This window comes from Microseira sp. BLCC-F43 (genome assembly GCF_041929235.1).
Lineage (GTDB): Bacteria > Cyanobacteriota > Cyanobacteriia > Cyanobacteriales > Aerosakkonemataceae > Microseira.
The window spans coordinates 37,674-51,419 of record NZ_JBHFNP010000159.1; the positions used below are offsets into that span (position 1 = coordinate 37,674).

At 43.5% G+C, this 13,746-nt stretch carries 6 protein-coding genes; all 6 read left to right on the forward strand.

Going from position 1 to position 13,746, the window contains the following annotated elements; genetic code table 11:
* The first annotated feature begins 36 nt into the window (after positions 1 to 36).
* The 6 genes from ACE1CM_RS22805 to ACE1CM_RS22830 all read left to right on the forward strand — a co-directional run bounded on the left by ACE1CM_RS22805 (position 37) and on the right by ACE1CM_RS22830 (position 13,302).
* On the forward strand, positions 37 to 1,893 hold the full coding sequence (locus ACE1CM_RS22805) for an ABC transporter ATP-binding protein (RefSeq protein ID WP_374880652.1): 1,857 nt from the start codon (positions 37 to 39) through the stop codon (positions 1,891 to 1,893).
* Positions 1,877 to 3,106, forward strand: a complete 1,230-nt coding sequence (locus ACE1CM_RS22810) for a histidine phosphatase family protein (RefSeq protein ID WP_374880654.1) — start codon at positions 1,877 to 1,879, stop codon at positions 3,104 to 3,106. The genes ACE1CM_RS22805 and ACE1CM_RS22810 overlap by 17 nt, the downstream gene beginning before the upstream one ends.
* Before the next feature lie 136 nt (positions 3,107 to 3,242).
* Positions 3,243 to 4,220, forward strand: a complete 978-nt coding sequence (locus tag ACE1CM_RS22815; protein WP_374880656.1) for an aldo/keto reductase — start codon at positions 3,243 to 3,245, stop codon at positions 4,218 to 4,220.
* A gap of 166 nt (positions 4,221 to 4,386) precedes the next feature.
* On the forward strand, positions 4,387 to 9,852 hold the full coding sequence (locus tag ACE1CM_RS22820) for an AAA family ATPase (RefSeq protein ID WP_374880658.1): 5,466 nt from the start codon (positions 4,387 to 4,389) through the stop codon (positions 9,850 to 9,852).
* 385 nt (positions 9,853 to 10,237) lie between these two features.
* Positions 10,238 to 11,977, forward strand: coding sequence for an EAL domain-containing protein (locus ACE1CM_RS22825; RefSeq protein ID WP_374880660.1), 1,740 nt, complete (start codon positions 10,238 to 10,240; stop codon positions 11,975 to 11,977).
* 65 nt (positions 11,978 to 12,042) lie between these two features.
* Positions 12,043 to 13,302 (forward strand): response regulator, encoded by a 1,260-nt coding sequence (locus ACE1CM_RS22830; RefSeq protein ID WP_374880662.1) that lies wholly within the window; start codon positions 12,043 to 12,045, stop codon positions 13,300 to 13,302.
* Positions 13,303 to 13,746: the final 444 nt, after the last annotated feature.

The following is a 13,746-nucleotide window of genomic DNA, read 5'->3' on the forward strand; positions in this document are numbered from 1 at the left end:
AGGCTCTGCCTCGGTTATATCTAAAAGAGGTATTGAATGAATAACTCCGAAAAAGATCTTAAGGCAGTTGTACCAGGAATTTTACGGATTTTTCGCAAGTTATCGCCTTACATTCGCCAACGCAAATTTCTGATTGGTGGTTCGTTATTGGCGCTGTTGGTCGAGACTGGTTTGGGGTTATTAGAACCTTGGCCTTTGAAGTTTGTGTTTGACCGGATTATCTTACCGGGAACCACTGCTAATTCTTGGCATGTAGCGCTTCCTGCCGGACTTAGTCCCATGATGCTACTGACTTATGTGGCTGGGGCTATTGTAGCGATCGCATCTCTCAAAAGCCTCGCCTCTTATTTAAGCACCTACGGCATGGCTTTGGCTGTGATTCAAGTATTAGCAGAAGTTCGCAGTAATCTTTACTCTCACCTGCAACGTCTCTCGCTTTGTTTTCACAGCAAACACAAAAGCGGGGACTTGATTACTCGCGTCACTTATGATATAGAACGCCTGCGATTAGTTACGATTAAAACCGCCTTGCCTTTCGTTACTAATATGGTGACAATAGTGGGGATGGTAGGGGTGATGTTCTGGCTGAATTGGGAACTAACGCTAATCGAGATTGCAATTTTTCCTTTATTTGTATTTCTCACTAAGAATTTGGTTTCTCGGATTCGCAAAGTCACTCGCAAGCATCGCAAAACTGAAGGTGCGATCGCAGATACTACCAGCGAAACTATCGGTGCAATCAAAGTCGTGCAAGCGCTTTCCCTCCACGATATGTTGGAGGATAATTTTTACAAGCAAAATAGCCAAAGTTTAGATGAAGGGGCAAAATCTCTCAAACTGGCAACTTTGCTAGAAGGAACAGTGCAAGTTTTAATGGCAATTGTGATGGCGCTGGTGGTGTGGCGAGGTTCCCTAGTTGTGCTGCAAAAAGGACTGACTCCAGGGGAATTATTAGTATTCACCAGCTATCTCAAATCTGCCTTCGATCCGATGCGCCAACTTTCTAAACAAGCTGGGCAAATTGCCAAAGCTACAGCTTCCGGCGAGCGAGTTGTTGATATTTTGGAATACGAACCTCGCGTGCGCGACTTACCAGGGGCAAAAAAAGCGCATCCTTTTTATGGTGCGGTGCGTTTTCAAGGTGTCTCGTTTGGTTACGAACCGGAACGGGAAATTTTAAAAGACATTAACTTTGCCATTCAACCAGGTCAACAAGTGGCGGTAGTTGGCCCTTCTGGTAGCGGCAAGTCAACCTTAATTAGCTTAATTCTCCGCCTTTACGATCCAGTTGCGGGTCGGATCTTAATCGACGGACAGGATATTCGCGAGTATACGCTCGACTCTTTAAGACAGCAAATTAGCGTGGTTTTACAAGACAGTATGCTGTTTGCTGTCAGCGTCCGGGAAAATATTGCTTATGGTAAATTAGGGGCATCTAATCGAGAAATAGAAACAGCGGCTCGCCTCGCCAATGCCCACGATTTTATTATGGATCTACCTGAAGGTTACGACACAATTTTAAGCGAGCGGGGGGCAAATTTATCCGGCGGTCAAAGGCAGCGAATTGCGATCGCTCGCGCTGCTATCCGTCAGTCTCCAATTGTGATTCTTGACGAACCGACCACCGGACTCGATAATGCAAGCGATCGCGCTGTTAGCGAAGCACTGAATCGACTTACTAAAGGGCGAACAACCTTTCTAATTTCTCACAATCTCAGAGCAGTTGAAAATGCAGACTTAATCCTCTACGTTGAGTCAGGAAGCATCATAGAACGCGGCACTCATAAAGAACTCATGGGTCTGCAAAGTCGCTACGCAGCTTTGTATCAAATGCAGAACGCAATTAACAACAGCACTCGCCCCGAAGGAGATACTTATGCAATTGAAGTCTAACGAACTTGCAGGCAATTTACGGCAACAAATGCTCCGCCTAAACCTGGGTACTCGCGTCATTCTCGTGCGCCATGGTGAGAGTACATTCAACGCTCAAGGTCGCCATCAAGGTAGTAGCGATGAATCAGTTTTAACCGAAATCGGTCGCAGTGCGGCGCGTCGAACAGGAAGCTTTTTGAGGGGCATAAATTTCGATGCAGTTTACACCAGTTCCCTCAAACGAACCCAGGAAACTGCCAGGGAAATGCTAGGGGTAATGGAACCTGCAATTGAACTAAATAAAATTCACAGCACTTATGCGTTGCGAGAAATTGATTTGCCCGCATGGCAGGGTTTGTTACATCGCGAAGTGCAAGAAAAATTTGCCCAAGACTATCGCTGCTGGAGACAGCGCCCCCACGAATTTCGCATGGTAACTTTTGATTCTGACCAAGAAGACGGGTCGAGGTTGACTGAAAACTTCCCCGCGTCCCCGCGTCCCCATCTCCCCGCGTCCTTTTTCCCCGTCCTGGATTTGTACTCCCGCGCCCAAAAATTTTGGCAAGAAATACTGCCCCATCATCGCAATCAAACTCTCTTAATCGTGAGTCATTCTGGCACAATCCGGGCTTTAATTGCCACAGCGCTGGGTTTAATGCCCGAAAGATATCATGCTCTCCAGCAATCTAACTGCGGTATTAGTATCCTCAATTTCCCCGATGGTTACCAAGCGCCAGCGCAATTAGAAGCTTTGAATCTCACCACCCACTTGGGCGAGATTTTGCCCCCAACCAAAGCAGATCCTAAAGGATTGCGTTTGTTGCTTGTACCCAGTGGAAATAAGGCACAGATGCGGCGGGTAGCGCAGTTGGTGAAAACAGAATCGATCGACTTTAGCATTAGCGGTACTGATGATGAAGCGGAGGCGATCGCAAATACAATTCTGCAATACCATCCCACAACCGTGCAGTTACAAGTGTTGCGAGACGACTTTCCCCAAGTCTGGCAACAAGCTATTACTACCCGCAGTTCCCTTACTACCAACTCCAGCCAATTGATAACTGGTTTAGTCCTGGGTAGTAACTATATTATTCAGCGTCTCATACGTCAAGTATTAGGCATGAATTGCGATGAAATTGGCAATTTGCAACTGCGGCAGGGAAGCGTCAGCGTTATCCATTATCCTTTGGCAGGGCGATCGCCCATGCTGCAAGCGATGAATATTTCTGGGTAATAGGTAATGGGTAATAGGTAATAGATCAAGTGCTAATCGCTAACAGTCAATAGTTATTTACTTAGCTCACAATTACCGATTAGCAATTAGCAATTAGCAATTAGCAATTCCCAATCATTCACAAAAAAGAGGTTCCATGCTTTATCGCGAATTTGGTCAAACAGGTTGGCAGGTATCCGCTATCGGTTTAGGGACGTGGAATATCGGCAATCAATGGGGCGAAGTGGAAGAAGCAACGGCTTTAGCAACCATCCTTAGTGCCTTCGACAATGGCGTAAATTTGTTTGATACTGCCGAAGCTTATGGCATTCCCCAAGGATTATCTGAAGAGCGTTTAGGACTCGCCCTGATGGGGATTCGCGAACAAGTTTATGTAGTCACAAAAATTGGCAGTTGGGGCAGACGCAACGACGAAGTTTTGCCGAAATCTGTTGATACAATTCGCCTCTGCTTGCACGCTTCCCTTTATCGCTTGCGAACTGATTGGGTAGATGTCGCCCTTTGTCACGAAGGCGATATCGAAGATCCGACCGTTTATTTAGAAGCGTTTGAAATGCTGAAACAAAAAGGTCACATCCGCGCCTACGGCATCTCGACCAACGATTTTGAAGTCCTCAAACGCTTCAATGTTAATAACACCTGTAAAGTCGTGGAATTTGACTATTCCCTATTAAATCGCCAGCCTGAATTAGACATGCTGCCTTATTGTCAAGAGCATGGTATAGCCGTATTAGCGCGCGGGCCTCTGGCAAAGGGATTGCTATCCGGCAAATATTCTGCCGATACAGTTTTTAAAGATACGATTCGCTCCAAGTGGCACAAAAAAGAAAAAACCCAGGCAAAATACGAGCAAGAAATTGCCACAGTAGATCGCATCAAAGCAGCATTGCCACCCGGAGAAAATATGGTTGAAACAGCTTTGCGCTTTGCCATTTCCCATCCATTAAAACCCGTAGCCATACCCGGTGCGAAATCTCCCGAACAAGCAGAGATAAATGCTAAAGCAGGGGATAAAGTGTTATCGGAACAAGAGATAAATAATCTCATTCTCAGCTTAGAACATCCGTTCAACGAACGGGAACTGAGCGTAGTAGGAAATTATAAGTCTGCGTAGGCAGACTTTGTTTGTATAGGCGCGACTTAAGTCGTCAGAATTCCTACGCGATCGCATTCCCTCATGGTAACAATAGATGCCCGTGCGATCGCGTATTTTCCCTGTGGTTGAGCTAGGTATCAGATGCCAGCATAATTATGCGTCATCTAACTTCTAGCGAACCCCTATGCTGGCTGTCTCTAACTACCACATCGATTCAACTCTGCACGAAGGCATAGAAACTATTGTCTATCGGGTACAAACCCCAACCGACCAAAAGCCAACAATTCTCAAAATCCTCAAAGCCGAATATCCCACCCTCGAAGCGATTACCCGCCTCAAACACGAATATCAAATCCGCAAAAACTTAAACCATCCAGGCATTGTTAAAGTTATTAGCCTCGAAACCTTCAACAATCGTTTAGGAGTGCTTTTAGAAGACTTCGGCGGCGAATCTCTATCAAAATTGTTGCAAACAGAAAAACTTTCTATAACAACCTGTTTAAACATAGCCATCCAACTCGCTAAAGCCCTAGAGTATTTGCATCAAAACCAGATTATTCATAAAGATATTAAACCCAGTAACATCATCATCAATCCTCAAACGGGTATTGTTAAATTAACTGACTTCGGCATCGCCTCGTGCCTTAATAAAGAAACCCCCCAATTTAGCAATCCCAATATTGTAGAAGGCACACTCGCTTACATGTCTCCCGAACAAACAGGGAGAATGAATCGCACCCTCGACTATCGCACAGACTTTTATTCATTTGGCGTCACCTTATATGAAATGCTCGCAGGTCAATTACCCTTTCAGAGCCATGACCCCTTAGAGTTAGTTTATAGCCATATTGCTACACAACCAATCCCCCCGCAGCAACTCAATCCAGACATTCCCCAAAGCTTATCAGAAATAGTGATGAAGCTGATGGCAAAAAATGCCGAAGATCGATATCAAAGTGCCGCCGGAATCTTAGGGGATTTAGAAATTTGTCTCAACCCATCACAAACCAAAGGCGAGATTACCGATTTTATTCCCGGACGCTTAGATATCTTGAGTCAGTTGCTGATTCCCCAAAAATTATATGGTCGAGAAAAGCAGGTAAATTTACTTTTATCCGCCTTTAATCGCGCTGCTGAAGGAGCCAGCGAACTGATGTTAGTTTCTGGTTATTCTGGCATCGGCAAATCTGCCGTTGTCAATGAAATTAACAAACCGATTACCAGACAACGGGGTTATTTTATCTCTGGCAAATTTGACCAATTTAAACGAAATATTCCTTATGCTTCTTTAACACAAGCTTTTGGCTATTTGATGCGCCAATTACTGACAGAAAGCGCTGAAAAATTGCAACAATGGCATGGTAAAATATCAACAGCTTTAGGCGTTAACGGTCAAGTCATTATTGATGTAATTCCCGAATTAGAATTGATTATTGGCAAGCAGCCAGAATTGCCGCAACTAGGGCCAACAGAATCCCAAAACCGCTTTAATCGGGTATTTGCTGAATTTCTCCGAGTTTTCACCCAAAAAGAGCATCCGTTAGTTATCTTTTTGGACGACTTACAATGGGCGGATTCAGCAACATTGAACTTAATGCAATTGCTGATGTCTGACTTGGATAGCAACTATTTATTATTAATTGGTGCCTATCGGGATAATGAAGTAAGTTCCACCCATCCTTTGATTCAAACTGTAGAGGAAATTAAAAAGGCTGGTACGGTTGTTAATAATATTGTTTTGCAACCCTTAGATTTAGACAATGTCACTCAGTTAATTGCCGACACCCTTCAAGAAACCCGGTTTCTTCAAGAAACCGGGTTTCTCAGCCAACGAGTCATCGAACTGGCAGAATTACTCTGTAATAAAACCGGGGGCAATCCCTTTTTCTTGATGCAGTTACTCCAGGCACTTTATCAAGAAAAACTCTTGACATTTGACTTTAATAGTGCTTCGTGGCAGTGGAGCTTGGAGGAAATTCAGGCGATTGGGATTACCGATAAAAATGTGGTGGAACTGGTAGCTTCTCGCATTGAAAAACTGCCAAAATCAACCCAAGAAGTACTAAAGCTGGCAGCTTGCGTGGGAGACAGGTTTACTTTAGATGTTCTTTCAATTGTGAATGAAAAATCACCCTCGGTTACAGCCAGCGAACTTTATTCAGCCTTACAAGCCGGGTTAATCTTACCTTTGAGCGAAGCTTACAAAATCCCTTTAGTGTTTGATGAGTCAGAAAACTCACATCTTGCACCACGGGAGGCTCTGCCTCCAGGATCTCGTTCCCAGGTTCAACCTGGGAACGATAATACTGAGGCTCTGCCTCAAGGTGCAAGATCTGAGGAAAATACAGTAGAGATAATAGAATATAAAATCCCTAAGGTGGGTTATAAATTCTTGCATGACCGAGTGCAGCAAGCAGCCTATTCACTGATTCCAAACGAACAAAAGAAAACAACCCATCTCAAAATCGGTCGATTGCTCCTGGAAAATACTCCCAAGGAAAACCTAGAGGAAAACATTTTTGATATTGTCAATCAATTAAATGTCGGAATTGACACAATTAGCCAGCAGGAAGAAAAATACAAATTAGCTCAATTGAATTGGATAGCAGGCAAGAGATCCAAAGCAGCATCCGCCTATAAACCAGCGGCTAATTATCTCAATACAGGACTGGAATTGCTCGCGTCTGATAGCTGGGAGAATCAATATGACTTGACTTTAAATCTCCATCTTGCCACAGCAGAAGCAGAGTATCTCACTACCAACTTTGAGCGAAGTCATGCGCTGTTAGATGTTATCTTGACTCAAGCCAAAAACCTCCTCGATCGGGTTAAAGCTTACAGAGTGAAAGTTGAGGTTTACATCGCCCAAGTTCAAATGCAGAACGCCTTGGACACTGGGCTATCGGTGATAGAAATGCTGGGGGTCAAGTTAGAAAATGAACCGCCACAAGTTGAGCAGATTGAGGAGTTAATTAACCTTCCCGAAATGACTGACCCTGGTAAAATTGCAGCTCTGTGGATTCTGCTTAGGATTTCTAATGCGGCTTATGTAGCAAATCCAGGGCTGTTGGCAAGCATATTGCTTACAATGACAAATCTCTGCATAAAATATGGGAATTCGCCGGAAGCTGCAAAGGTCTATGTTTACTATGGATCGGTTCTATGCGGTTCGCTGAATGAGATTGATGCAGGGTATCGCTATGGTCAATTGTCTTTGAAACTTTTGGATAAATTCCATGCCAAGGAACTACAAGCGTTCATCTTGAATGGGTTTAATGGTTATGCCAGGTTCTGGAAAGAACAGGTTAGAGAAACCTTAAATCCTTTGCGCGTGGCTTATGCTTGCGGTTTGGAATCTGGAGAAATCGTGTACGGGGGCTACGCGATTTTGAATTATTGTAAGCACAGCTTTTTTGTGGGCGAATCCCTGGAAATTCTGGAGCAAAAACATCGCCATTACATTGATGAATTCAAGAAGCAACGGCTCTATTACCACGTCGTATATGGTCAGATTGGCAGACAACTAATTCTCAATTTACTGGGTCAAGTTCAGGAGCCAGTATTGCTAATGGGTGAGGCGTTTAACGAGCAGGAGATGATTCCTGTTCTGACCGAACAAAAGAATGGAACGACGCTATTTTATGTCTATTTGGCTAAAGCGATGCTTCATTATTTGTTCGAGCAGCCGGAATTGGCGATCGCCAATTCCCAATTAGCAGAATCCTACCTCCAATCTGTATCGGGATTGTTGATTTCTGCCCAGTGTAATTTCTATCAGTCTCTGGCGCTTTTAGCTCACTATCCCCATGCTGAAGCAAGTCAGCAAAGCCTATATTTAGAAAAGTTGGCATCGAATCAGGAAAAAATGCAGCAATGGGCGTACCATGCCCCAATGAACTTTCAGCATAAGTACGATCTAGTAGAAGCAGAAAAAGCGCGGGTTTTAGGCAATAAACTTGCAGCAATCGATGATTACGATCTGGCGATTAAAGGAGCCGCAGCTAACAATTATCTTAACGAAGAAGCCTTAGCTTATGAATTGGCAGGAAAATTTTATCAATCCCTGGACAAAGAGATAATTGCTCAGGCATACCTCACCAAGGCTTATTATGCCTATATGCGCTGGGGAGCCATAGCTAAAGTCAAAGCCTTAGAATCAAACTATCCTTTCCTAGCAGCACAATCCTGCTCAGTAGAATCTCAGAAATTAGATGTTAAAACCACTACGGCGGCAACGACGACCAATAGCAGGTTCGGAGATTTTCTCGACTTAAGCACATTTGTCAAATCTTCTCAAGCCATAGCCAGAGAAATTATCCTGGAAAATTTGCTCTCCCAGTTAATCAAAATCCTGCTGGAAAACGCCGCCGCTCAAAAAGGCTTTCTTCTGCTGCTAAAAGATGACCAACTCTATATCGAAGCATCGGCAACCGCTACGGATGATGTCGTCAAAGTTTTACAATCTATTCCCGTCGCCACCTGTGACGATTTACCCCGCTCCGTCATCAATTACGTTAAGAGGACTCAAGAGAATCTTGTCTTAAATAACGCAATGGTTACCGAACCGTTTAATGCAGATGTTTATATTCAAGAATGTCAGCCGAAATCCATCCTTTGTTTGCCGATTTTGTATCAATCTAAACTGCAAGGGATTCTGTATTTGGAAAATAACTTAGCGGTGGGAGCATTTACAAAATCGCGCATCGAAGTTCTCCAGCTTCTATGTTCTCAAGCCGCTATTTCCTTGGAAAATGCACGGCTATACACCCAATTAGCAGAGTATTCCCACACTTTAGAAGAAAAAGTCGCAGCCAGAACTGCTGAACTCAAAGCCGCACAAAAGCAAATTATTGCCCAAGAAAAACTCGCCTCTCTGGGGACTTTAACCGCAGGGGTTGCTCACGAACTCAAAAATCCCCTCAATTTTGTGAATAATTTTGCCGAATTATCAGTAGAGTTAGCCGAAGAATTGCTTGCAGAAATTGAAAACCAAGCCGAACCTCTCGATGCCAATACCCTAAACTACACCAAAGAAACTTTAAGCGATATTAAAGAAAATGTCGCAATTATTCAACAGCACGGTCAAAGAGCTGACCGCATTATTCACAACATGATGCAGCACGCGCGGACTGACAGCAATACTCGCCAACCCACCAACCTCAATGCTCTACTTGACCAAGCGGTGCAGCTAGCGTATCACAGCAGGCGTTCTCAGAATAACAACTTTAACGTGACGATTAACAAAGATTATGACGACTCTATTGGTCAAGTGAATGTAGTCTCCGCCGATCTCAACCGTGCTTTCATCAATATTATCGACAATGCCTGCTATGCGGTCGAGGCGAAGCAGAAGCATTTTGAGGCACAAATGGGTAACTCTGGTGAAGTCTTTACCCCCACACTTTGGGTGAAAACCCAAAACAAAGGGGAAATTGTAGAAATCCGCATCCGCGATAACGGCATCGGAATTGCACCCGATCTAATAGATAAAATCTTCCATCCTTTTTTTACCACTAAGCCAGCAGGAGAAGGCACCGGCTTGGGTTTATCTTTAACCTATGACATTATTGTAGGGCATCCAGGCGGCACTTTGAACGTGGAAAGCGAACTCGGAGAGTATACCGAATTCATCATCAGTTTGTCTGCCTGATTTTTCCTCAAGTTGATTTATTAAGTTAACTTAAAAATTATCTGCTTCTTGTAACGTCACCTTTGCAAAAGTATAATCACAGGACTCTAGCACGCGGGGCCAAAAACCCCGTTTCTGCGTCAATCTCGCGACTCTAAACCCACGATTTTTCGGAGCGCCCTTTGTTTTTTTGCGTGTCACCTTTGCCAAAGTATAATCATTCTTCTGACAAGTCGAATGCTGGAAAAGTATATCCAGTTAGGTTTGTAGCAAGTTTACGTTAACTTTATAAATCAACTCTTTCTATTTGAAATTAACCTTGAGTGATCGATATCACCGCTGGTCGTAGCATAATAGTGTTATAGGAGTTTGTAGAGGAGTTCTTTGTTGAGATTGTATGCTTCTTATGAAACCTGCTAAGATATTAGTTGTAGATGATGAAACCGATTTAGAGCGGCTGATTAAACAGCGGTTTAGAAAAAAAATTATAGCTAAACAATTGGATTTTATTTTTGTTAAGAATGGTGTAGAAGCAATAAAGAAACTAGAAACAAAAGATGCGGTCGATATGGTTTTGACCGATATCAATATGCCGGAAATGGATGGGTTAACCTTACTGACCAGGCTGCCCGAAATTGACCAGACTCTCAAAGCGGTGGTGCTGTCTGCTTATGGGGATATACCGACGATTAGGGTAGCGATGAACCGAGGCGCGTTTGACTTTATAACCAAACCGATAGATTTTCAAGATTTAGAAATTACTATAGACAAAACTCTAAATTTTGTCAAACAAATTAGAGAACAAAAGGAAAAGCTGCAACAAGCACTTGAACAATTACGATACGAAGCATTTTACGACCCACTGACGGGTTTACCCAACCAGAATTATATTCTCGGTCGCATTCGCCAGTGTATCCAGTGCAGAGAGCAGAAAAATAGTTTATTCGCGGTTTTATGTGTGAGTCTAGATGGCTTTAAAGCAGTAAAATACGGGTTGGGTCATGCTTTAAGCGATCGCCTGTTAGTAGAAGTAGCGCGTCGTCTAGAAACCTACACAGATCCGACAGATATGGTGGCTCGTTGTGGCACAGACGAATTTGCTATCTTGCTCACGGATTTGCCAAACTTCAAACAAGCTGAAAACAAGGCCGAGCAACTGCGTCAGGTGCTAAGAACTCAGTTTAAACTCAACGGGTGTGTGGTGTCCTCGAATATCTATATTGGTATTGTTAACAGCACCATCGACTATAATCAACCCGAAGACTTTTTGCGCGCAGCCGACACGGCAATGAATTATGCCAAAATGCCTGGAAAACCAAATATAGTTGTATTTGATACAGGGATGCAGGCAAGCATTCTGGAACGCCTCCAGTTGGAAGCTGACTTGCAAAGGGCAATTGAACAGCAACAGTTTCACCTCAACTATCAGCCAATAGTCTCGCTCTCCACGGGCAAAATAGTCGGTTTTGAAGCGCTGGTGCGGTGGCAGCATCCTGGGAGGGGGTGGGTTTCCCCCGAGAAGTTTATTCCATTGGCAGAAGAAACCGGACTGATTATCCCCCTGGGTAAATGGGTTTTGTCGGAAGCTTGCCGACAGTTAAGCGTTTGGCAAGAGCAATTTTCTCAACGTTTGCCTCTCAGCATCAGCGTCAACCTGTCTGGGATTCAGTTATGGAATCCAGATGTGCTAAAGTCAATTGACGAGATTCTAAACTCGCTGTCGTTGAGCGGGTCACACTTAAAGCTGGAGATTACGGAGAGCATTTTGATGGATAAGGAGTCAGAAGCTACAGCAGTGCTAGATCAGTTGAAACAACGGCAGATCCAGTTGTCCATCGATGATTTTGGCACGGGTTATTCTTCTCTGGCGTACCTGCAATCTTTTCCCATCGATACTTTAAAGATCGACCGTTCTTTTATCAGCGGCATCGAACAGCAGGAGACAAACTTAGATATCACCCGCACTATTATCACCCTCGCTCACACCCTGGAGTTGGATGTGATTGCCGAAGGGGTGGAGACGCAAGAGCAACTCGACATCTTGCGCGCCCTCGGCTGCGAATACGGACAAGGCTACCTGTTCTCTCCCCCCCTCGAAGGTGCAGCCGTTGTCAATTTCATGGCAGAACTTGAGCTTTTTGGCTAGCTGACAAAAATCTTGATAGTATAACTGACATTAACAAATTGATCGTTCTTTCACCCCCATCGCTTATGAAAACCGCAAAAATTTTATTTGTTGATGATGAAATAGATTTAAAACGCCTGCTCAAACAGCGATTGAAAAAAAATATTCGGTCAAATGAATTTGAGTTGCTGTTTGCCTCGAATGGTAAGGAAGCGTTAGAGATACTCAAGAGCGATAGCTCTGTAGCAATGGTGGCGACAGATATCAACATGCCCGAAATGGATGGCCTCACCTTACTAGCTAAAATAGCCGAAATCGACCCCACGATTAAAACCGTAGTCATGTCCGCTTATAGCGATTGGAAAAATATTAGAACGGCGATGCACTGCGGCGCTTTTGATTTTCTCACCAAACCAATAGACTTTGAAGATCTGGTAATTACTATTATCAGAACTCTTAACCAGGTGCAACAAGTTAGAGAAAACCTTAACAAGTTGCAACAAGCCCAACTCTTACTGATCCAGAGTGAAAAAATGTCTACACTGGGCCAGTTGGTGGCGGGTGTAGCCCACGAAATTAATAACCCAATTGGTTTTCTTTCAGGTAATATCGAACAAACGACTGAAGCAATAAATGATTTAATTAATCACTTACGACTGTATCAAGAAGAATTTCCCAATCCGGGGTCAGAGATTGAGGAAAATGCTGAAGAGATAGATTTAGAATATCTCTTAAAAGATTTACCCGAAATGCTTTCATCGATGAAAGTTGGCGCAGAACGAATCCGTAATATTAGCAATTCTCTGCGAACTTTCTACCGAGGAGATACTGGGGATAAAGTATTAGCTAATATCCATGAAGGCATGGATAGTACCTTAACGATATTACAACATCGACTCAAAGCTAATAACGAACGTCCAGGGATTGAAACAATCAAAGACTATGGAGATATTCCCCCCGTCAAATGCTATCCGGGAAAACTGAATCAAGTGTTTATGAATCTTTTAGTCAACGCAATCGATTCGATAGAAGAATCAAATCAAGGTAAATCGTTTACCGAAATTGAAGCCGCGCCTAACACGATCGCTATCAAAACTGAATTATCCGAATCCGAGCCTAGTGTGGTAATTAAGATAAAAGATAACGGCAAAGGGATATCAGATGAAATAAAATCCAAAATATTTGACCAGTTCTTCACAACTAAATCTATCGGGAAAGGGACGGGGTTAGGTTTATCAATCAGTCGTCAGATAGTGGAAGAAACACATGGGGGAAGTTTAACTTGTTCCTCAGTGGAAGGAGAGGGATCGGAGTTTACGATAATGATACCAATCGCTCCGAGTTAACATATACTTGCTGCGGTCATAGATAGTGCTAATTGCTAATTGCTAATTGCTAATTGCTAGTCTTTTCCTGAGTAACCTTTTCTGTCAGGTTATGACCGTCTGAAGTATAACAGCTTTGGTAATTGAGTCAATAGCTTTCACTTTGGCTTGGTCGTAAACACGCGCCACGCGATAAAAACAGTCACGGCAATATAGCCGAAAACAGCGAGCCAATCTAGCCAGTTAGCGGGAATCATCCAAATTTGATCGTTCATAAAAAACAGATATCACCAAATCGGGTTTTTTTGTAGGGACACCGCATCAATAGGTTTTGCGGTTAAATCCAAAGTTTTACGACGCCGTGTCCCTACAATCGACGATTCCAGAAATCGGGTTTTTTTGTAGGGACACGGCATCCATAGGTTTTGCGGTTAAATCCAAAGTTTTACGACGCCGTGTCCCTAC

Excerpts from the sequence above, each read along its gene's own strand:
- ACE1CM_RS22815 (WP_374880656.1), top strand. The coding sequence starts at position 3,243 with ATGCTTTATCGCGAATTTGGTCAAACAGGTTGGCAGGTATCCGCTATC.
- ACE1CM_RS22820 (WP_374880658.1), top strand. The coding sequence starts at position 4,387 with ATGCTGGCTGTCTCTAACTACCACATCGATTCAACTCTGCACGAAGGC.
- ACE1CM_RS22805 (WP_374880652.1), top strand. The coding sequence starts at position 37 with ATGAATAACTCCGAAAAAGATCTTAAGGCAGTTGTACCAGGAATTTTA.
- ACE1CM_RS22830 (WP_374880662.1), top strand. The coding sequence starts at position 12,043 with ATGAAAACCGCAAAAATTTTATTTGTTGATGATGAAATAGATTTAAAA.
- ACE1CM_RS22810 (WP_374880654.1), top strand. The coding sequence starts at position 1,877 with ATGCAATTGAAGTCTAACGAACTTGCAGGCAATTTACGGCAACAAATG.
- ACE1CM_RS22825 (WP_374880660.1), top strand. The coding sequence starts at position 10,238 with ATGAAACCTGCTAAGATATTAGTTGTAGATGATGAAACCGATTTAGAG.